Origin of the sequence: Coprobacillus sp. AF33-1AC (assembly GCF_003475785.1) — a bacterium.
Lineage (GTDB): Bacteria > Bacillota_I > Bacilli_A > Erysipelotrichales > Coprobacillaceae > Faecalibacillus.
The window spans coordinates 14,180-35,567 of sequence record NZ_QRQB01000013.1 but is presented as its reverse complement, the minus strand read 5'-3'; the positions used below and the strand labels follow the sequence as shown (position 1 = coordinate 35,567).

Below are 21,388 nucleotides of genomic sequence, written 5' to 3'. Positions count from 1 at the left end.
GTGTTCACGCCTTTTTTATTTGAAAGCCTCTTTTTATCCTTTCATTATCTCTTTTCTATCATTATTAAACCCTATCTATGATAAAATATAATCGAGGTGACCTTATGTATACATATCAATCAAATCATTATTCAAGTATGATCAATCAAATTATTGATGATTGCATCACAAGTAGTCAAGAACATCCTTTTGAACTTCACTATGTCATTGTTGATGATCAAAAATACATAGAAGAAATATTTCTAAAGAAAACGGATGCTCTTTTTAATATTGAAGTTATAACAATTCAACAGTTTTTCAATATCATTCTTGAACAATATCATCAAACTTTTCATAAAAAAAGTAATCTTGATAATATTTTAGAAATCATGAAACTTAATAAAGAAGATCCTTCTTCTTTATTTCATCATAGTCAAAATCAAGTTTTAACTGCAAAACAAATTCTTAACGTCTTTACCAATTTTTATTTATACAATATTCAAGAAACAAACGAAAACCTACCTGATTTATCAAAAAATAAAATTAAAACATTATTTCATTTATATCATCAATTTGATCAAGTTCACTTTTTAGAACATGATTTTATTACATCATTGATTGACTCATCATGTCATCATTATTACTACTTTCTAACTAGAAATTTTTCTTATCCTAAAGCTTTACAAATCATCAATAAACTAGATAACTATGGTCATGTTTTTATCTATGATGATACTGTAGGTCATCAAGGTGAAGATTATACATCATATTTAGTTAATCACTTATTTGATTCTTTACAAATAAAAAAAGAATTAGCGAATCCTTATGAAATTTTATGTGCTTCTTCTATTCAAGAAGAAGTTAAACAAGTCGTCTTTGATATCAATCAATTACTTTCTCATCATCATTTAAGTGACTTTGCAATTTATATTCCTAATGATGATTATTACGAACATTTAACACTCATTCTTGATCGTTTTCACTTTGCCTATAATCAAAAAGAAAAAGTAGAAAATCGTCCTTTTCAAGTGGTTTTAATGCTCTTAAATTATTTAATCAATCATGATGAGCAATATCTACTTGACGCCATCAGTTCTATGTATTTATCTTCTTTCCAAGATATCCAATACATAGCCAGAATAAAAAAGATACAGTATACCCAAGGTTTTATCAATGATGAAAACTACATCCATTTAAAACAAGATTTGCTTTGTATAAACGCTCATACCGTTTGTAAGCTTTCTAAACAACTCATAGAATTTATTCAGAATCATTTTATTCATACTGAAGATGTCATCACTTTAATCACAAAATTAGATTTAACTAATGAAGATGATATCACTTTAAATGAATATTTAAATTTATTAAAAGAATTATTCTCTTTACAAACGGCTTATCATAAAGAAAAAATAGATAGTCTTTATATTTTAAATTATCAACAACCTTATAGTGAACTCTTAAATGTCCAATATATCTATTGTCTTGGTCTTAATGAAACGATTGTTCCTCAAGAATTTAAAAATACTGAATTATTATTAAATCATGAAGCTTCAGCTTTAAATTACCCTACAACTTATGATCAACTTCATCACCAACAATGTGCTTTACAACACTTGTTTTCAAATCACCATCAACGAATCATTTTAAGTTATGCCTTACGTGATTTAACAGGAAATGATCTTGTTGTTTCATCACTTATTAAAAAAGTAAAAAAATTGTTATCAGTAAGAACATTCAAAAAACATCAACTTCTTCATCCAGCTTTAAAACAAGACTATTATTTACTAGGTGAAGAAGATAAGCAAATGGTTACCTTAAACCAACAGTTACTTTTCTATAAACAAAATCATCATCAAGTCAACCCATTACTGACTCATATTAATCCTAATCCATTATCAGCCAGTAAACTAGAAGTTTACAATCAGTGTCCTTACAAATATTATGTTCAATATATTTTAAAGGTTGATCCATTTGTTGATTCTTCTATTCAAAGTAATGAAATTGGAACTCTTGTACACTACGTTTTAGAAAAGAATCATCATTACTTTAATGATAATCAAGCTGTTGATTTTTCAAATCTAAAAACAGATATCTCACGTACTATTCATGAATATCTTCATGATCACGAATTACCAAAGTATAAACTTCCTCAAAATCAGTTTATCTTACAATTAATTGAAGATGATTTGTATAATACAATTATTGTTTTGAATAAACAAATGGCTAGAGGTTTATTTTCTTTACAAACTTGTGAACAAAAAGTTTATGAAAAAATAGATGATATTGAATTAAAGGGATTTATAGATCGTGTTGATTTTTATCAAAATTATATTAAAGTTATTGATTATAAATCATCTAATAAAGAATTAAACTTAGAATTGGCTAAATTAGGATTTAATATGCAAATGCTTATTTATTTAGATATTTTATCTAAAAATAAACAATATGATAAGGGAGCTGTTTTATATTTCAATACTAAAAAAAGAATTCTAAAAAGTGAACTTTCTATTTTAGAGAAAGAAAAACCAGAGAATTTCTTTAAACTCTATCAAATGGACGGTTATTGTTTAAATGAAATTTATCAAGATATTGATCGTGATATGGATAATGAAAGTGATATTATTAAAGTTAAACTAAAAAAAGATGGCAGTCCTTATCAAAATGCAAAACTCATATCTCAAGAAGATTTAAGTGATATATTGCGTGATATTGCAAAACATATTCAAGATTTATATGATCAAATGATATCCGGTGATATTTCCATTTATCCAACAAGAAGTGACCAACCCGCAATAGATCAACATATTAATCCATGTCGTTTTTGTCATTATCGTCCATTATGTAATTATGATATATTTTATAATGAAAACCACATGATTGAACAAGGAGAAAACAATGAAGAAAGATAAAAGTTTAAATGATGAACAGAATTTAGCTGTTTATAGTCGTGGCAGTTCGATACTTGTTTCGGCACCTGCTGGTTCTGGTAAAACAAAAATATTAGTCAATCGGATGATGTCTTTAATCGAAGATGATCATTTCAATGTTGATTCTTTACTTGTTTTAACCTTTACTAAGGCTGCTGCCTTAGAAATGAAACAAAGATTAATAGAAAGTTTAGATCAAAGAATTCAAGTTGTTGATGATGAAAAATTAAAAAAGCACTTAGAAAAACAAAAAACGCTATTAAATGATGCTTATATTACTAACTTTCATTCATTTTGTAGTGATTTGTTAAGTCAATATGGCTATACGATTCATCTTGACGTACAGTTTGACATTCTTGAAAATCCTACTCTTATTAAAGAAAAGATTCTTAATCAATGTTTAGATCAATGGGTCCAAGAGCCACAATTTAAACAATTTTATCAAGAAAACTTTGCTGGATATCGTTTTGATGAATTTAAAGAAATCATCTTTAAACTTGATAATCTATCTCATAATATTTATCACTTTGACCAATATTTAAGCCAAGTAAAAGATAAGTTATATGATCAAGTTATTCATCATCAAACAATTGATGATACTCCCTTTAAACAGCCCCTCTATGATATCTTAAATAATGCTTATCAAGAAGGATACCAATACTACTTACAACTAGAAGATTTTTGTCAGACCTATGGTCTTGGTTTTTATCAAGAAGCAACAAATAAATTACCATCTGTTCATGATGTATTACAACAATATTATGATTCAATTAAAAATAAACTTGAACAAGATGATGACTTTAATATCAATGTTAAAGTGGATAGACATCGTAATGCTGTATTTAAAGATGTTGATGATCATATTAAAGAAACTTATAAATCGTTACTTTCTAAAGCTAAAACAACTTTTTCAAGTGCTTATGAAAAATGTATGCCTGCTTCTATTGAAGAATTAAGTGAAGTATTAAGTCTCACTTTAAAACATCTAGATATCTATCTAGACTATTTAAAACAATTCCAAGAAACCTATCAAAATTATAAAAAGTCTTTATCTTATTTAGATTTTAATGATCTTGAACAATACACTCTTCAATTATTAAGTGAAGATAATGGTGTAAGTGAAACTCTTTACCAACAATTTAATGAAATCATGATTGATGAATATCAAGATACTAATGAAATTCAAGAAAACCTGATTCTTTTAATTTCTCGTTGTCATTTGCCAGAAATTAATCGTTTTATGGTTGGGGATATGAAACAGTCTATCTATCGTTTTAGAAAAGCAGATCTTGATATTTTTAATGAAAAATACATGAATTATGGTGTAAGTGACAACAATCAAAGAATAGATTTAAAATTCAATTATCGTTCCAACAAAATCGTTTTAGATAGCATCAATTATATTTTTAACGCAATTATGGATACCCGTTATGGTGGATTAGAATATGATCATGATCCTCACGCTAAATTAAATTATGACTTTTTAAGAAAAGAAAAATGTGATAGTGATGAAAAACTCAATCAAGCCCTTACTCGTCTTGATCATGAAAAAAGGTTTGATACAGATATTATGTTAGTATTAAAACCTGAAGAAAAAGTGGATATGATTGAATATGAAGCAAAGATGATTGCTAAAAAGATACATGATATGGTTGGTCATCTTGAATTAGATTTCTTTAATGAAAAAAGACCAGCTCAATATCAAGATATTGTTGTATTAATGAGAAATGTCGCAAACTTCATTACTTATAAAAAAGTATTTGACGCTAAAGGGGTTCCTAATTTAATTGTCCTTACCAAAGGGTTCTTTGAAAGTAACGAAATCATTGATTGTGTTCATTTCTTAAAAGCCCTTGATAATCCTTTAGATGATATTGCTTTTATATCATTACTTAAAGGAAATTATGCTTTTAGTCATTTTGATGAAGATTTTCTTTATCAACATATTCAAGAAAAAAAATCAATGTATGAATCTCTTCTTGAATCACAAGATGAAACTGTAATTCAGTTTTTAAACTATTTCCACTCTTTATTAGATTATGCAAAACAACAACCAACGCATAAAGTATTACAAAAGTTCTTAGATGACAGTAACTATTCTATTTTTGTTAGTTCTTTATATAATGGTAAACAACGATTAGCAAACATTGAATTATTAGTTGAAATGCTCAAAGCTGATCAGCAATTATCACTTTATCAAATTGTTCAAAAAATCAATCAAACGATAACTCTTAATATTGATTACAAACCAGCAACAATTTCACAGGATGATCAGGCTGTAACTTTTATGACCATTCATCAATCAAAAGGATTAGAATTTCCTATTGTCATTGTCAATCAGCTTAATCACCAATTTAACTTTTCTGATAGTAAAGCTAATTTAATTCAAGATAAAAGTCTTGGTCTTATTTTAAAACCACACAAAACATTACAATTACATGACTTTGAAAATGTTTTAACAGAATATCGTCATCCATTAAAAGGCATCTTTCAAACAACATTAGATAATGAAACAATTAATGAGGAAATGCGTATTCTTTATGTAGCATTAACTCGTGCTTCCCAAAAATTGATTCTTACTGGTGGTTTAAAAGACATTCATATGATTGAAAAATGGCAAAATCAGATTATTGATTATGCTCTAGATGCTTCTAAGCATTTATTACCAGCACATCTTAGAAAGTCAGATCAAATGCTAAATTGGGTTATGTTAGCCATTATGCGCCATCCTGATTTCATTCATCAATGTATGGACCTCTCTCTTTTTGATGATAAAATTAAAAACGCTTATCCTTTAGATGAAGTCATGCATAATGCTTCAAAAATAAATCTTTATCAAGAAACACAAGTTGCGATGAATACACGTCACGCAAAATTTCATACTTCAATCATTGATTGCCGTACAATTGATGAATATATTTACCCTCATCAACAAGTTCTATCACATCATCAAGTGATTTATGAAAATAACTGTGAATTTGTTTATCATAATCAAAATGAGTTAGATAAAACCTGTGCTGTTACCCAAATTATTGATGACGGCAATCGCATTTATCCTGAAAGAAATGAAGAAACTTCTTCTTTCAAGGCAACAGATCGAGGAACAATTATTCACCGTGTTTTAGAATTATTACCTTTAAATATCAATAATCTTGATCAAGAACTCAACCAAATATATCAACGAGATGAGTTTGATGAACAAACTTGCCAACTTATTGAACAATATAAAGATCATATTCATGATTTTATTTGTAGTGATGTTTACCAACTTATGAATCAAAGTGACCATCTTTATAAAGAAAAAGCTTTTTCAATGAAAGATGAAAATGGACAAATTATTCATGGTATATTTGATGTTATTTGTGTTCACAATAACAATATCTATATTATTGATTATAAGACTGATCGCGTGAGTCAAAACTGCGATGAACAAACTTTAAAATCATTACATGTTCAACAAATGAATTATTATAAAAAAATATTAGCTCGAGTTTTCCCTCAAGCTAATATTCAAGCCATTGTTTACTATCTTGCAATTAATCGATATATTATCTTATAGTAACCATTTTCTGGTTACTATTTTATTTTAATATCACGAATATTATTTAATGTAATCGTTGTTGTTCCTGTCATATCAGTTTCAGTTACAATATTTTCATGATTTAAATAATCTTCTACATTAAGTTCAACGACACGATCATTATCTAATACTAATTTACAACGAGACATACGATCCATAGAAATAGGAACATTAACGATTTCATCTTCTTCTTGAATACCTAAATCTTTCATAATCGTTTCTACTTCTTCACTAGCATTATAGTCATCACCCATAACTTTTTTAGCTAACGCTAAAGGTTTAATAGGTTGATGATCCATAACTAAATCAATCATCTCTTTTTTTACTAATGCAACCGGATCACCTTCAAATACGTTATATTCACTATCTACCTTTTTAACAACTTTATTAACGATACTTAATTTTTGTTTATCAGATAATAAAGGTTCTCCCTTAATATACTGTTCATTTAAATAATAACCAGGTTTGCCATCTATTTGAAATCTTTTTTCTATCATAGATACAGTGCTTTGATCAACATTAATTAAAATTGCTTCATCCACATTTGTTGTTTTGGGTGGCAATAATTGTCTATTAACAAATTTGATCATTTGCTTACCATCAACCTCTTCAATAACACTCACTGGTGTAACTTTATAGTTAAGTTTAATGATAATAATCATTTTTTCACCATCAACTTTACATTCAATAAACATTAAATTTGAATTAGGCATTTCTTCCACATTTTTACATACCATAAACAAATCTTGAGCAATCTTTCTAGATTCTGCCATAAATTGTTCATCATCAATAATCATGTTTCTTGCAGCCTGTAATAAATGATGTTCATTTCCGACTACTAATTGTTTAATTGTTGTATTTGTTAAACATTTTTCTAATTTTTTATCATAGTATTCAGTTGTTCCTTCAACTAAATCAATATAGGTATCTGAATAAATGACTTGACTATGTTCCATATCTAACATATGTATAAGAATTTTATCTATTATTGTTGTACTCATTTTTATCACCGGATTAAGTATATCATAATTTAAAAAGATAAGATATAATGGAAATGGTGATTTCAATGAAAATAATAATTGCAGACGCAAAAAAATTAAAAGTACAACAACATCCGTTAAATAAACAAATTCCTATTTTTAACGATAAAAGCCAAAAATTATTATCTATTTTAAAAAGTATGAATGAAACACAATTACACGATTTATTAAAAATATCATTTCAACAAAGCAAACAATTATACAAAGATTTAAAAGAAGAGAAGTCTTATGCTGCATTAAATTTATTTGATGGTTTAGTATATAAACAATTACATCTTGATCAATATAATAATCAACAAATCCAATATCTTAATCATCATCTTCTCATTAATTCTCCAGTTTATGGCTTATTAAGACCACAAGATCAAATAGAAAAGCATCGTTTAGAAATCTCTCATCATCCCCATCATATTAATTTATATGACTATTGGCATCAAGATATCCAACATTATCTTAAAGATGAAGATATGATTATTTCATTAAGTACCAAAGAATATGAAAAGATGATTGAACATCCTCGTATGATCACTATCGACTTTCAAGAAGTTTCTGGTGATACAATCAAAAGACGAGCAACATACTTAAAAAAAGCAAGAGGTCAAATGCTTGATTATCTCATTCGTCATCAAGTTAGAGATGTTGAACAAATTAAAACAATCATTATTGATGATTATCAATATAATGATCAGTTATCTACTTCTCAACATTTTGTTTTTCAAAGACAACTCCAAATGAAATATATAAAAAGATAAATTCAGTCTGAATTTATCTTTTTAAGTAATCTTTTAAAAATGCAAGTAAACGATCCATTTGTTCATCTGTTCCAATTGTAATACGTAGATACTGATTAATATTTTCTTTATCCCAATGACGAACAATGATTCCTTCTTTTCTTAAAGCTAAAAACAATGTTTTCCCATCGACTTCTGGATGTTTAACAAAAACAAAGTTTGAATAACTATCAGGAACAATAAATCCTAGTTCCTTCAAAGCAGCTTTTGTTCTTTCACGTGTATTTATTACTTTTTTACATTTTTCTTTCATATCTTGGCTATCTAACACACTCGCTAAGGCAACCTGCTGTGTTACATAATCTACTGGATAAGAATTAAATGAATTTTTCACATCATATAAATGAGAAATTGCTTCTTTGTTTCCTAAAGCCACCCCTATACGGCTTCCTGCCAGTGAACGAGATTTAGAAAAGGTCTGAATAACAACTAAGTTATCATATTGATGAATAAGTGGTACACAACTTACACCACCAAAATCAATATAGGCTTCATCTACAACAACGATACTCTCTTTATTATTCTTTAATATAGTTTCAATAAAATCTAAATCTACTAATAAACCAGTTGGTGCATTTGGATTGGGAAAAATAATCCCTGAATTAGGTTGCATAAAATCTTGAATGTTCATTGTGAAATCTTCATTCAAAGCTAATTCTTTATATGACATTTGATAAAGATCACAATATACTGGATAAAATGAGTAAGTAATATTAGGAAATAAAATGGGATCTTTACCATTAAAAAAAGTTAAAAAAGTCAAAGCTAATACTTCATCTGATCCATTTCCTAAAAAAACCTCATCTTCATTTAATCCATGATATTTTGCTAATGCACTTTTTAAATCATCCGCATCACTATTAGGATATAATTTTAATTTATCTATGTCTAATTGGTTTAATACCTCTTTTATTTTTGGTGTTGGTCCATACGGATTTTCATTCGTATTCAACTTTATCATATTTACAATTTTTGGTTGCTCCCCTGCAACATATGGCTCAACTGCTCTTAATTTATCTTGCCAACTCATATTTCATCCCCCTATTTCAACATATCTTGAATAACTTCATAAACATAATCTACTTGTTTGTCCGTTTCTTTTTTTATCTCATCTGTTACTCGATTAAAAGTATAAGCATAATCAGCTACTTTAAACATACTTTGGTCATTAAATGAGTCCCCGATACAATATGTTTGTAATTCCTCATTTAAAATTTGACATAGTGCCTGTATTCCAGTACCTTTACTGCAATGAGCAACAGTCACATCTAAATAAATGACATTTTGTGTTCCTTGAATATCTTGATAATTTCGACTGATATAATCTTGAATTTCTAAAATATCATTTGTTGTTTCATCTGGATTAAAAGCACAAAAAATATCGAAATCATCTTTCATTTTATTTAACTCATTAATGAATTGATATTCTTTTGTTTCAACTGTTCCTTGAAGATTATGAACATAAGTTTTACCTTGATAATAATTAAATGTTTGTTGTCCATTGTAAAATGAATACTGCAAATGTGGATAATGCATCATGCAGTAATCAAGAATTTCTTTAGCATCTTGATTTTTAATTTGTTTATGATAAAGAACATGATCATCTTGATCAACTATCATCGCCCCATTATTTAATACCATAAAATCATATTCAAAATGATGACTGGCTATTTTCGCCTCTTCTAAGTTTCTTCCTGTACAAAAAGCAAAATAATAACCCTGTTTTCTTAATTCATGAATCATTTCTATATCCAGATGATGGATTGGCAAGTTATTTTCAATAATTGTTCCATCCATATCACAAAATAATATTTTTTTCATAAACATCTCCTTATTTAGATTTATCAAAATTATATCACAACAAAAAAATAAGTCATTACTATGACTTATTTTATTTGTGTTTTGTATCCAAATTTTAAACGATACTGATCATTTTGATTAAATATTCTAAATGAACAAGACTTTTTCCCTGATTCTTTAACATTTCCTAATCCATAATGAGAAATTTGTTTTGTTAGATCACTTTTATCTAATAGAGAAATAAATTCTTTTTGGCTTCTGTCCATTAATTTTGAATTTTTATTTTGATCAAAAATATAAACTAATTTTTTTACAGAATCTAAATCAAATTGTTTGATTTGATCTAAAGTAAGATGATCGACTTGATAAGTGATTTCACACTCATTTTGGTTTGTTAAATCATAATTATAATCAATCATAATTTTGTTTTGACCATCCTTTATTTCATAACTAGCAGATACATAAACATTATTGCCTTTAGTAATATCAAACAAATAATCTTTATCTATTTCATTTTGAGGATAAAGAGTTTTTAATTGACTTTCTTTATCTTCTAATACACTTATATACTGACTACTATTGGTTACATGTTTTTTAAATGCCGCTAGTGATTCATAACGATGGGTAACAGGATCTCTTAATTTTTCTTCATAAGTTCCTACTGTCACGTTTTGATTATCAGATGATGACGAAATAAGATCATTATCGATAAAAAAAGAAAAAGCAATAAGTGGTGAAAAAATAAAGAAGAATGCAAGTAACATCAAAGCAATTCTTGATCTATTTTTATTATATTTTCTACGTTTCATTGGTTGATATCCTCTTTGAGGCATCCCGCAATAAGGGCATACTTTGGCATCATCAGGTATATCTTTATGACAATTTGGACATTGTTTCATTATTAATCTCCTTCTATAAATATCTTATTCATCCACTTATAAAATTGTTGTTTGTATTTCTCTTTTTCTTGTTTTTGTTTATTTGAATCTAGCGAGTAATACTCTTCATCTAAATAAGTATAAGTTGTTTCATTTTTTCCATTAACAATAAACTTTAATGTTGGTGTCCAACTAAAATCAAGTTTCTTTCTTAACTGATTATAAAACTGTTTACCTTCTTTTGACTGATTAGCCTGATCTCGATATGCTTTAGTATTGAAATAATAAAGATATACACCAGGATGTTTTTGAAGGTATTGTTCAATGATAGGACTAAATTCTTGACAATCCTGACAATCAGGACGACCAATATATAAAACAAACGTATCTTTTTCTTTCATTTTTTTATTAAGTTCTTGATAAGAAATATCATGAATTCCACTTAAAGAAGAATCCTGTACAATAGTATGAGTGGATGTAGTATGACTACACCCACTTATTATAAGCAATAAACATGTAATGAATATGAACTTTTTCATTATTTAATTAATGATTCTCCGTCCATTTCACTTGGAATAGGTAATCCTAATAATTGTAACATTGTTGGTGCTAAGTCACCTAATTTACCACCATCTTTTAATTCTAAATGAGAATTAGTTACAATTAATGGTACATCATTTGTAGTATGTGCTGTATATGGATTTCCTTCTTCATCTAATTCTTCTTCTGCATTACCATGATCAGCAGTAATTAACATTGTTCCACCTAATTCAAGAACTTTTTCATATACTTCACCAACACATTCATCAACAACACTTACTGCATTGATAGCTGCTGGAATAATACCAGTATGTCCAACCATATCACAGTTAGCAAAGTTAACAATTACAACATCATGAATATCTTTATCTAATTCAGCAATTAATTTGTCTTTTACTTCATAAGCAGACATTTCTGGTTGTAAATCATATGTTGCCACCTTAGGTGAATTAACTAACACACGAGTTGCTCCTTCGATTTCTTTATCAACTCCACCATCAAAGAAGAAAGTAACATGAGCATATTTTTCAGTTTCAGCAATACGTAATTGTTTTAATCCTTTTTCAGCTAAATAATCTCCTAATGTATTTGTTAATTCTGGTGATACAAAAGCAACTTCACCATTAACACTATCAGCATATTTCATCATACAAACAAATTCAATATTTTTAACTTGTTTTTCTGGAGTATAAGCTTCATAGAATGATGGATTTGTAAGAACTGTTGCTAATTGAATAGCTCTATCTGGTCTAAAGTTAGCAAAGATGACAGCATCATTATCATCTACTGTACCATCTACGTTTTTATTATAACCAGGAATAACAAATTCATCTAAAGTATCTTTAGCATATGAATCTTTTACATATTGAACTGGACATTCAAAAGATTCACCTTTATGAGATACGATTGCATCATAAGCTAAAGCAACACGTTCAAATCTCTTATCACGGTCCATTGCATAATATCTACCTGAAATAGAAGCAATTTCACCTACGCCAATTTCTTCCATTTTAGCTTGTAATTCTTTTACAAAATCAATACCACTATCAGGAGCAACATCTCTACCATCTAGAAAAGCATGAACATATACTTTTTGTAAACCTTGTTCTTTAGCTAATTGTAATAAACCATAGATATGTTCATTTGATGAGTGAACCCCACCATTTGATAATAATCCCCAAATATGTAACTTAGAATTATTATCTTTAGCATGTTGAATCGCTTTTAAGAATTTTTCATTTTCAAAGAAAGTTTTTTCTTGAATTGCTTTATTAATTAAAGTTAAAGATTGATAAACAACTCTACCTGCACCGATATTTAAATGTCCTACTTCACTGTTTCCCATTTGTCCATCAGGAAGTCCTACTGGCATTCCACTTGCATGGATTGTTGTTGTTGGATATAACGCCATTAAATCATCTATATTTGGTGTATTAGCAAGTTTAACTGCATTTCCTTCTACTCTTGATGATAATCCATAACCATCTAAGATACATAACACAATTGGTCTTTTTTTCATAATTTATTCCTCCATTTTTTCTTCATCATATTATCATTTTTATCACTTATTTTCAATTTATTTGATGTATTAATCATAAGATTATTTCCTTTTTGATTTTTTTGGTGCACTTAATAAATAAATACCAATAAAAGTTAAAATAAAAGGCCAGTATTCTTTCATATAATACGCAATCATCGACACAATTCCTTTGAAATCATTAGTTCTATCCATCGTTAAAACAATACCCAATAATATTAAAACTATTCCTGTATTCTTCTTTATATTCATTTCAATCACCTCTTTTATTTTAAATTTAACCCAACAAAAAAAGTGTCATTATAAGACACTTCTAGCAAATAATAATAGTCCTTTTAACGAAACTTCTTCTTTACCCTTTTGTGAATAAACATAAATAATATCTTGATCATCAAATTCAAAACGATTAGAGTGAATAATACTATTCATATCTTTCCTTATTTCTGCTGGTAATTGAATAAACATATTTTCTGCCATTTTACGAAGTAAAATGCATAAAGAAGCAAGAGATAACTCTAATTGATATTTCGTTTTAATTTTATCTTTTTTAATGACTTTTTCATCAATTGTCTGATTATTAGCTGCAAGTCTATTTAATTGATTATAAATAGCTTCAACATCTACAATCGCATCATCTAACAAATCTAAATAACAATCCTTCTTTAGTTGTCGATTATCCATTCTTTTTATTCTCCTGATACAAACCATACAATTCTTTAGCATATAAAACAAACGCTAAAAGCATAAGTAATGTACTTGTAATGATTAAAAATGAAGATACTGGTGAATTTTGTAAGGGAATAAAGACTAATGTAATGACAACAAAATAAAAGTAAGCCGTTGCCACTTTTCCCCACCATGATGCACCTTTCACCTTTGTACCATTTTTAAATAAAAACAGTCCTACTAAAGCAAGCATACCATCTTTAATGACAATAATAAGCAATAACATCCAAATAAGTGGATATGTCCATAATAATGCAATGGCGACAGCAAATTGTGTTAATTTATCAGCAATAGGGTCAATGACTTTCCCAAAGTCAGTCACCATATGACATCTTCGTGCAATCTGTCCGTCTAAAAAATCAGATAATCCAGAAATAACCAAAATTACACCAGCTACAATATGATCATATTTCCCTTGACCATTTAAATATAAATTTAAAAAAACAGGAATTAGTACAATTCTAAAATAACTGAGCCAATTAGGTAAACTAAAAAATTCCTTCAATCTATTTCGATTCATAACCAATCCCCTTTCAATAGATATATGGGTATTATACTACATTTGTTTATCATGACAAATAAAAAAATCATCTTCTTAAGAAGATGATTAGAATTTTAAGAAACGTCTCATAGAAACAAAACTTCCGATTAATCCAACACCTGCACCTAAACCAACAAGTACAAATGAGAAATTACGAATAAATGGCATTGGTGCTTTCAATACTAACATTGTAGACATCAAACTACCACCCGTATAGTTATAAATCATACTATATCCATAAATCAATACAATAATAGGAACAATAGCGCCAAAGATACCAATAAGCATACCTTCTAACATAAAAGGAATACGAATATACCAGTTACTTGCTCCTACCATTCTCATAATACCTATTTCTGTACGACGTGCTGTAATGGTAATTTTAATTGTATTAGAAATCATAAATAGAGCAACAACAATTAAGGCAACAACAAAAACAGAACCACCTGTTTGAATGGTATGTAAAGTACTAATCATACTTTTTGTTGAATCTCCACCATAATTGACAGATTTAACATTATTAATTGTTTCAATCTTTTTAGCAATCGTTGCGATTTTTTGAGAATCTTTAACTTCAACTTCATATGCAGCACCTAAAGGATTATCTTGACGATAAGATTCAAATAATTCTTTTCCATCATTTCCTTGTTTTTCAATAAGTTTAGTTAATTCTTGATCTTTAGATGAATATGTAGAAGATTTAACACCAGTAATTTTATTAATTTCTTCACCTACTGCTTTTTCTGCATTTTCATCAATAGAACGATCTAACTTAACATAAATACGTACACCTTCTTGAATATTTTCAGAAATTCCTTGTACGTTAATAGCTAAAACACTAATAACCCCAATTAATAATAATGTAATCGTTACAGCAAAAATAGATGAAAAAGACATAACACCATTTCGCCATAAATTAACAAAAGCTGTCTTAAAATGTTTAGGAAGATTTCTTATACAACTTACTAATTCTTTCATGCTAAATCATAACCTCCTAATGTTGTATCAGCTGTTACACATCCATTTTCCATTAATATTGTACGTTTTTTATGTTCTTGAACAATTTCACGGTCATGAGTAACAACAAGAACTGTTGTTCCTTGTTCTTCATTAATTCTCTCTAATAAACTAATAATTTCTTTTGATGTTTCTGGATCCAAGTTTCCTGTAGGTTCATCAGCAATCAAAACTTTTGGTTTATTCACAATTGCTCTAGCAATAGCGACACGTTGTTGTTGTCCACCTGATAATTCATGTGGGAAAGCATTCACTTTGTCTTCTAAACCTACTAATTCTAACGTTGCACGAACTCGCCGTCTAATTTCCATCTTAGGGGTATCAATAACCTCTAAAGCATAAGCTACATTTTCAAAGACTGTTTTTCTAGGTAAAAGTCTAAAGTTTTGGAAAACAACACCAATATTTCTTCTAAAATAAGGAACTTTACTATTTCTAATTTTTGAGACATCGCGCCCAACCACTTCTACAGTTCCTGAAGTAGCTTTTTCTTCACGATAAAGCAATTTAATAAAAGTTGATTTTCCAGCACCTGTTGTCCCGATAACATATACAAATTCACCTGGTTCAATTGTTAGAGAAAGATCATTGATAGCTCTAACACCGGTTTTATAAATTTTTACTACGTGTGTAAGTTTTATCATTTTTTTATCAACTCCCTCAAACATTATAGCATAAATTGTCATTTATAGTTGTTATTTCATGCTATTAATTATGTTTTTTCATGGTATAATAAATTATAAACGAATAGGAAGGTCATATATGAAACGAATTTGTCCGCATTGTCAACACATTTTAAAAGATAACTGTTACATTCAAGATAAAGGTGTAACTTTAAGTTATCCACATCTTATCATTAAAGAAAAAAATTACAAAAAATCAAGTCATGAATTAAAATCATGTTACTGTCCTCAATGTGGCTATGTTGAATTATATATTGATTTAAATAACGATAGTAAAGTCAGTCATATTACTGATAATCCTCAAGATTTATTTGTAACAGCAAAAAAATATGCTCAAGAATATAACCAAAGAATTGAAAAAGAAAAAAAAGAACAAGAAACTAAAAAAGCAGACCAAAGACGTATATTAAACCTTAAAAAGAAACAAAAATTGCATCAACAACGTTTACAAAAAAAGGCGGGTAACCAAATTATTTAGGGGGCAACCTAATAATTCAATAGAAAATAAGTTTAAAGAAGCAATCAATTAAATTGTTCCTTTCATAGTATCTAGACAATATTAACGATAAACGAACTATAAAAAAAACAGCCAGGATCATAGCTGTTGTTTTTCAATGTCAATTATTAGAAGTTCATTCCCCTAAAGTAGACCCCTAAATTATTTGAATAGCCAAAAAGGCTTCAAAATAAAGCCTTTTATAAATCTATATTAGGTAGGGTAAATCCTCTACCATGTACACTATGTGTTTCATTACTAATAATAAATGCCGCAGGATCAACATCTCTAATCAATCCCATTAATGTATGTAACTCTCTTTTACTAACAACTGCCATGACGGCATAGCTTTGTTTTTGCATATATCCTGTTGTTACATTTAATAATGTACATCCTCGATTAATATCATCAAAAACAACATGTCTGATTTCTTGCCATTTAGGTGAAATAACAATCACTTGAACTTTTGATTCACCTAACATAATCATTTTATCCATCACAATAGCATTAATCAAAACGACTAAGATTCCATATAAAATCTGTTCAACACTAGAAAAGGGAACTTGACAAGCCAAAATCACACAATCAAATGCATTAATTAAAACAGCAACGGAAATCCCTGTTTTTTTATTTACAACTAATGGAGGAATATCCATTCCTCCAGTACTCGCACCCATTCTAATCACTAATCCTAAACCACCACCAATAAAAATACCGGCATAAATTGCAGATAGTAACATGTCTTGAGTAATCTGACTCACTGCTGGAATATTTTCAAATAATGTAAGAAAAGTAGGGAAAATAATGGTACTCAAAGCTGTTCCTAATGCAAATTTTTTCCCCAGACAAAAATAGCCTAGAATAAACATAAAGATGTTAATAGCATAAACAATCATTGACATTGGAATCCCTGTTAAATGTTTACCAATTAACCCTATTCCAGTTGCCCCTCCCATGATAATACCATGAGGCGTGATAAAGGCACAAATTCCAAAAGCTAAAATCAAATTTCCTAAAACAATCATAACTGTTTCAAAGATTGTCTTTTTTAAACCAGATAAGTTAGTCATCTTTTCCCTCCTTTAATTCAGATTTTAAATAAGCATAAATAAAAGGATCTAGGTTACCATCTAATACATCCTTAGGATTATTAGATTCATATTGACTTCTTACATCCTTGACTAAAGAATAAGGATGTAAAACATAGGAACGAATTTGTGATCCCCATGCAATCTCTTTTTGTTCTCCTTGGATTTCTTTTAATTCTTTAGCTTGTTTTTCTAACATCAGTTGATACAACTTACTTTTTAACATCAACATAGCTTGTTCTCTATTTTGTATCTGACTACGTTGACTTTGACAAGTTACAACAATGCCTGTTGGTAAATGAGTAATACGTACTGCTGAATCAGTTTTATTAATATGCTGTCCTCCAGCACCACTAGCACGATAAGTATCAATTCGAATATCTTCGCTTCTAATTTCAATTTCAACTTGATCATTAAATTCCGGAATGACATCAACTGATGCAAAAGAAGTATGTCGTCTTTTAGAAGAATCAAATGGTGAGATTCTCACTAAACGATGAACCCCTTTTTCTGCTTTTAAATGACCATAAGCATTGTATCCTTTAACTAAAAAAGTAACTGATTTAATTCCGGCTACATCACCATCTAGATAGTCTAATACTTCTATTTTATAATCTTTTTTATCACAATACCTTTGGTACATTCTAAATAGCATTTCTGCCCAATCTTGACTTTCCGTACCTCCAGCTCCAGGGTGAATTTCAACAATCGCATTCAAATGATCATGTTCATGAGATAAGAGTAATAGTTTTTCATATTCATCTAATGCTTTTTTAAATTCTTCATAATCACTTTCTAATACTTGCATAAACTCCTGATCATCTGTTTCTTTAACTAAAATATAAGTTTCATCTAATGATGATAACATTTGATTTAGTCTTGTATATTCATCAGTTATTTTTTTCATTCCATTTAATTGATCATAGATATTTTTTGCATGATTGGCATCATCCCAAAAACCATCTTGTAATGTTTGATGTTCTAACCCATCTATTTCACGAAGCTTTTCCTCAATTCTTGCTGAAATATAAAATTCTTTTATTAATAAATGGGCTTGATCAAGCCCATTTTTTATTTCATATAATTCCATTAATTAAACGTTAACTCTAATTTTAAATGAGGAATATCTTTTTCAGCTTCGCTTCCAGGTCTAATTCCCATGTGAACAATATTTTGACTCACAGCATCAGCAATAGATAAAGTCATTTGTTCAAACATATAGAAAGCTTCTTCTGTATATTCAGCAAGTGGATCTTTTTGAGCATAAGCACGTAAATAAATACCATTTCTAAGTTTAGTCATTGCATCAATATGATTAATCCATGTATAATCAATGACTCCTAAAAGAATACTTCTTTCATATCTTAATAATTTATCTTTTTCAAGATCTTGATTTAATCTCATTTGATATTGATTAAAACATAATTCAGTTAATGATTCTAATAATTTAGCAGGATCTTTAGTCATTGCTTCTTCATTAGTTGCTTCTACTTCACATAATAACATGTAATTTTTGGCTACATAATCAACAACAGCTTTAACATCAACAGTATCATGTTTTTCATGTGTTGTGCATTTTTTAATAACTTGTTCAATAGCTTGATTGAACATTCCTTTAATGACATCATCTAAACTTTCTGCTGTCATAATTTCATCACGTTCTTTATACATGATTTCACGTTGTTGTCTCATTACATCATCATATTCAAGAATATGTTTACGAGCATCGAAGTTTTGACCTTCTACACGTTTTTGAGCATTTTCAATTGTTTTAGAGACCATCTTATTTTCAATTGCCATATCATCATCTAAATACTTAGTAAATGATTGAAGTCTTTCACCCGCAAATCTTTGCATTAATTCATCATCAAATGATACATAGAATACTGAATATCCTGGATCTCCTTGACGTCCGGAACGTCCACGTAACTGATTATCAATACGACGTGATTCATGTCTTTCAGAACCAATAACAGCTAAACCACCTATTTCAGGAACACCTTTTCCAAGTTTAATATCGGTACCACGTCCAGCCATATTTGTGGCAATAGTTACAGCACCCATTTGTCCAGCACGAGCAATGATTTCAGCTTCTTTAGCATGGTTTTTAGCATTTAAAGTATTATGTCTAATACCACGACGATCTAACATTTTTGATAGTACTTCAGATGTTTCTACTGAAACAGTACCAATCAAAATTGGTTGACCATAAGCATGTCTTGCAGCCACTTCATCACATAATGCTTTAAATTTATTTGTTTTTGTTGAATAAATTTTATCAGTACGGTCATCACGGATAACTGGTTTGTTAGTTGGAATTTCGATAACACGCATGTTATAAATCATCATAAATTCTTCTTCTTCAGTTTTAGCAGTACCTGTCATCCCTGCTAATTTATTAAATAATCTGAAGAAATTTTGATAAGTGATCGTTGCTCTTGTTTCTGTTTCTTCTTTGATCGGTACACCCTCTTTAGCTTCAATAGCTTGATGTAACCCATCAGAATAAGCACGCCCTGGCATCACACGTCCAGTAAATTGATCAATAATCATGATCTTAGCATTTCTAATATCACGTGTTCCGTCTTCTGTTGCTATCATATATTCAACATCTCTTTGCATAGCATAGTTTGCTTTTAGAGCTTGATTAATATGATGAACAAGAGAAGTATGTTGAATATCATATAAATTATCAATTTTAAATCCTTTTTCTGCTTTTGTAATACCACTTGGAGTTAAAGCAACTGTTTTTGTTTCCACATCAACTTCATAATCTTCATCTGCTTTTAATGATTTAACAAAACGGTCTGCTTGAATATATAGTGCAGCAGTATTTTTACGACCACCAGAAATAATAAGTGGCGTTCTTGATTCATCAATTAAGATTGAGTCAACCTCATCAATTAAAGCATAATTTAAACCATTCACTAAAACTTTATCTTCTAATGAAGTCACCATATTATCTCTTAAGTAATCAAATCCAAGTTCAGCATTTGTTGTATAAGTAATATCACAACCATGTGCTGCTTTCTTTCCTTCTGGAGTTAATTCTCTTTTATTTAACCCTACAGTTAAACCTAAAAATTCATATACTTTACCATTGTTTCTTGCATCACGTTCAGCAAGATAATCATTGACAGTAACAACATGAACACCTTTACCAGTTAAAGCATTTAAGTAAACTGGGAAAATAGAAGTTAATGTTTTCCCTTCACCAGTTTTCATTTCAGCAATATCACCATCATGTAAAGCAATACCACCCATTAATTGCACTTTAAATGCTTTTAACCCTAATTGACGCCAAGCTGCTTCTCTGGCAACTGCAAAAACATCAATTAAAATATCATCTAATGTACTCCCATCAGCTAGTTTATCTTTAAAAATTTGTGTTTGACTAGCTAAATCTTCATCACTCATTGCTTCATATTTTCCTTCTAAAGCAATAATTTGATCTGCCATCTTGCCAATTCTTTTTAATTGTTTTCTTTCATCATCAAAGACACCCTTGATTTTTGATACTAAACTTCTTTTGTTTTTTTGTGGTTCTGTTGAAAATGGAATCACTTTGCCATTGAACTCTTCATTCTTAAAATCTTCTACATGTATATCACTACCTTGTTGATCTTGTAAATCAACAATATTTTTTTCAGCTTCGATATTAAGTCCTTGTTTGGCATTTTTCTTTTTTAATTCTTTTCTAATTTCTTCTTTTCTACTTGCCATAAAAAATATATACTCCTCCATATTAAGTCTAGTTCATTATAA

The 21,388-nt window shown here is 28.8% G+C and carries 18 protein-coding genes; 4 read left to right on the top strand and 14 right to left on the bottom strand.

The window, feature by feature from the left end:
• The first annotated feature begins 104 nt into the window (after nucleotides 1-104).
• The gene (locus DWZ53_RS06155; protein WP_158568197.1) at nucleotides 105-2,888 is read left to right on the top strand and encodes a PD-(D/E)XK nuclease family protein; all 2,784 of its coding nucleotides are present in this window, start codon (nucleotides 105-107) and stop codon (nucleotides 2,886-2,888) included.
• Complete coding sequence (locus DWZ53_RS06150) at nucleotides 2,875-6,465, top strand: UvrD-helicase domain-containing protein (protein WP_118432821.1); 3,591 nt, start codon at nucleotides 2,875-2,877, stop codon at nucleotides 6,463-6,465. Before DWZ53_RS06155 ends, DWZ53_RS06150 begins: the two co-directional genes overlap by 14 nt.
• Nucleotides 6,466-6,482: 17 nt before the next feature.
• On the opposite strand, the gene DWZ53_RS06145 is transcribed toward DWZ53_RS06150, so the two are convergent.
• Entirely contained in the window at nucleotides 6,483-7,487 is a 1,005-nt protein-coding gene (locus DWZ53_RS06145) for a nucleoid-associated protein (RefSeq protein WP_118432820.1), read from the bottom strand.
• A gap of 65 nt (nucleotides 7,488-7,552) precedes the next feature.
• On the opposite strand from DWZ53_RS06145, the gene DWZ53_RS06140 reads away from it, so the two are divergent.
• Nucleotides 7,553-8,278 carry a YaaA family protein gene (locus DWZ53_RS06140; protein WP_158568195.1) on the top strand — a complete coding sequence of 242 codons (726 nt, stop codon included), beginning with the start codon at nucleotides 7,553-7,555 and terminating at the stop codon, nucleotides 8,276-8,278.
• Between the two features lie 13 nt (nucleotides 8,279-8,291).
• Here the strand turns inward: DWZ53_RS06140 and hisC are convergent, their stop codons facing one another.
• From hisC to ftsE, 10 genes are all read right to left on the bottom strand, one after another.
• Complete coding sequence (gene hisC, locus DWZ53_RS06135; protein ID WP_118432818.1) at nucleotides 8,292-9,347, bottom strand: histidinol-phosphate transaminase; 1,056 nt, start codon at nucleotides 9,345-9,347, stop codon at nucleotides 8,292-8,294.
• 11 nt (nucleotides 9,348-9,358) lie between these two features.
• Nucleotides 9,359-10,138, bottom strand: coding sequence for an HAD-IIB family hydrolase (locus tag DWZ53_RS06130; protein ID WP_158568193.1), 780 nt, complete (start codon nucleotides 10,136-10,138; stop codon nucleotides 9,359-9,361).
• 65 nt (nucleotides 10,139-10,203) lie between these two features.
• The gene (locus DWZ53_RS06125) at nucleotides 10,204-11,016 is read right to left on the bottom strand and encodes a zinc ribbon domain-containing protein (RefSeq protein WP_118432816.1); all 813 of its coding nucleotides are present in this window, start codon (nucleotides 11,014-11,016) and stop codon (nucleotides 10,204-10,206) included.
• A 2-nt stretch (nucleotides 11,017-11,018) separates the two neighbouring features.
• Nucleotides 11,019-11,534 (bottom strand): bacteriocin, encoded by a 516-nt coding sequence (locus DWZ53_RS06120; protein ID WP_118432815.1) that lies wholly within the window; start codon nucleotides 11,532-11,534, stop codon nucleotides 11,019-11,021.
• Entirely contained in the window at nucleotides 11,534-13,054 is a 1,521-nt protein-coding gene (gene gpmI / locus DWZ53_RS06115; RefSeq protein WP_118432814.1) for a 2,3-bisphosphoglycerate-independent phosphoglycerate mutase, read from the bottom strand. Before gpmI ends, DWZ53_RS06120 begins: the two co-directional genes overlap by 1 nt.
• Before the next feature lie 81 nt (nucleotides 13,055-13,135).
• The gene (locus DWZ53_RS06110; RefSeq protein ID WP_118432813.1) at nucleotides 13,136-13,324 is read right to left on the bottom strand and encodes a LiaI-LiaF-like domain-containing protein; all 189 of its coding nucleotides are present in this window, start codon (nucleotides 13,322-13,324) and stop codon (nucleotides 13,136-13,138) included.
• 48 nt (nucleotides 13,325-13,372) lie between these two features.
• Nucleotides 13,373-13,753, bottom strand: a complete 381-nt coding sequence (locus DWZ53_RS06105; RefSeq protein WP_118432812.1) for a hypothetical protein — start codon at nucleotides 13,751-13,753, stop codon at nucleotides 13,373-13,375.
• Nucleotides 13,746-14,318: a CDP-alcohol phosphatidyltransferase family protein gene (locus DWZ53_RS06100; RefSeq protein WP_118432811.1), complete on the bottom strand. Its 573-nt coding sequence runs from the start codon at nucleotides 14,316-14,318 to the stop codon at nucleotides 13,746-13,748. The genes DWZ53_RS06105 and DWZ53_RS06100 overlap by 8 nt, the downstream gene beginning before the upstream one ends.
• 87 nt (nucleotides 14,319-14,405) lie before the next feature.
• On the bottom strand, nucleotides 14,406-15,317 hold the full coding sequence (gene ftsX, locus DWZ53_RS06095) for a permease-like cell division protein FtsX (protein ID WP_118432810.1): 912 nt from the start codon (nucleotides 15,315-15,317) through the stop codon (nucleotides 14,406-14,408).
• Entirely contained in the window at nucleotides 15,314-16,000 is a 687-nt protein-coding gene (ftsE, locus tag DWZ53_RS06090; protein WP_118432809.1) for a cell division ATP-binding protein FtsE, read from the bottom strand. The genes ftsX and ftsE overlap by 4 nt, the downstream gene beginning before the upstream one ends.
• Nucleotides 16,001-16,118: 118 nt before the next feature.
• On the opposite strand from ftsE, the gene DWZ53_RS11315 reads away from it, so the two are divergent.
• Nucleotides 16,119-16,517 (top strand): hypothetical protein, encoded by a 399-nt coding sequence (locus tag DWZ53_RS11315; RefSeq protein ID WP_233541851.1) that lies wholly within the window; start codon nucleotides 16,119-16,121, stop codon nucleotides 16,515-16,517.
• Between the two features lie 218 nt (nucleotides 16,518-16,735).
• Here the strand turns inward: DWZ53_RS11315 and DWZ53_RS06080 are convergent, their stop codons facing one another.
• Genes DWZ53_RS06080 through secA form a run of 3 tightly spaced genes read right to left on the bottom strand, consistent with a single transcriptional unit; the run spans nucleotide 16,736 to nucleotide 21,346 of the window.
• Nucleotides 16,736-17,605 (bottom strand): YitT family protein, encoded by an 870-nt coding sequence (locus DWZ53_RS06080; protein WP_118432808.1) that lies wholly within the window; start codon nucleotides 17,603-17,605, stop codon nucleotides 16,736-16,738.
• Entirely contained in the window at nucleotides 17,598-18,713 is a 1,116-nt protein-coding gene (gene prfB / locus DWZ53_RS06075) for a peptide chain release factor 2 (RefSeq protein WP_118432807.1), read from the bottom strand. The genes DWZ53_RS06080 and prfB overlap by 8 nt, the downstream gene beginning before the upstream one ends.
• Nucleotides 18,713-21,346, bottom strand: coding sequence for a preprotein translocase subunit SecA (gene secA / locus DWZ53_RS06070; protein ID WP_118432806.1), 2,634 nt, complete (start codon nucleotides 21,344-21,346; stop codon nucleotides 18,713-18,715). Before secA ends, prfB begins: the two co-directional genes overlap by 1 nt.
• Nucleotides 21,347-21,388 lie beyond the last annotated feature (42 nt).

What these genes read in the sequence shown, in the direction of transcription:
- DWZ53_RS06125 (WP_118432816.1), bottom strand. Translation starts at nt 11,016, where the DNA reads ATGAAACAATGTCCAAATTGTCATAAAGATATACCTGATGATGCCAAA.
- DWZ53_RS06150 (WP_118432821.1), top strand. Translation starts at nt 2,875, where the DNA reads ATGAAGAAAGATAAAAGTTTAAATGATGAACAGAATTTAGCTGTTTAT.
- ftsE (WP_118432809.1), bottom strand. Translation starts at nt 16,000, where the DNA reads ATGATAAAACTTACACACGTAGTAAAAATTTATAAAACCGGTGTTAGA.
- hisC (WP_118432818.1), bottom strand. Translation starts at nt 9,347, where the DNA reads ATGAGTTGGCAAGATAAATTAAGAGCAGTTGAGCCATATGTTGCAGGG.
- DWZ53_RS06105 (WP_118432812.1), bottom strand. Translation starts at nt 13,753, where the DNA reads ATGGATAATCGACAACTAAAGAAGGATTGTTATTTAGATTTGTTAGAT.
- ftsX (WP_118432810.1), bottom strand. Translation starts at nt 15,317, where the DNA reads ATGAAAGAATTAGTAAGTTGTATAAGAAATCTTCCTAAACATTTTAAG.
- DWZ53_RS06120 (WP_118432815.1), bottom strand. Translation starts at nt 11,534, where the DNA reads ATGAAAAAGTTCATATTCATTACATGTTTATTGCTTATAATAAGTGGG.
- prfB (WP_118432807.1), bottom strand. Translation starts at nt 18,713, where the DNA reads ATGGAATTATATGAAATAAAAAATGGGCTTGATCAAGCCCATTTATTA.
- DWZ53_RS06100 (WP_118432811.1), bottom strand. Translation starts at nt 14,318, where the DNA reads ATGAATCGAAATAGATTGAAGGAATTTTTTAGTTTACCTAATTGGCTC.
- DWZ53_RS06145 (WP_118432820.1), bottom strand. Translation starts at nt 7,487, where the DNA reads ATGAGTACAACAATAATAGATAAAATTCTTATACATATGTTAGATATG.
- gpmI (WP_118432814.1), bottom strand. Translation starts at nt 13,054, where the DNA reads ATGAAAAAAAGACCAATTGTGTTATGTATCTTAGATGGTTATGGATTA.
- DWZ53_RS06110 (WP_118432813.1), bottom strand. Translation starts at nt 13,324, where the DNA reads ATGAATATAAAGAAGAATACAGGAATAGTTTTAATATTATTGGGTATT.
- secA (WP_118432806.1), bottom strand. Translation starts at nt 21,346, where the DNA reads ATGGCAAGTAGAAAAGAAGAAATTAGAAAAGAATTAAAAAAGAAAAAT.
- DWZ53_RS11315 (WP_233541851.1), top strand. Translation starts at nt 16,119, where the DNA reads ATGAAACGAATTTGTCCGCATTGTCAACACATTTTAAAAGATAACTGT.
- DWZ53_RS06130 (WP_158568193.1), bottom strand. Translation starts at nt 10,138, where the DNA reads ATGAAAAAAATATTATTTTGTGATATGGATGGAACAATTATTGAAAAT.
- DWZ53_RS06140 (WP_158568195.1), top strand. Translation starts at nt 7,553, where the DNA reads ATGAAAATAATAATTGCAGACGCAAAAAAATTAAAAGTACAACAACAT.
- DWZ53_RS06080 (WP_118432808.1), bottom strand. Translation starts at nt 17,605, where the DNA reads ATGACTAACTTATCTGGTTTAAAAAAGACAATCTTTGAAACAGTTATG.
- DWZ53_RS06155 (WP_158568197.1), top strand. Translation starts at nt 105, where the DNA reads ATGTATACATATCAATCAAATCATTATTCAAGTATGATCAATCAAATT.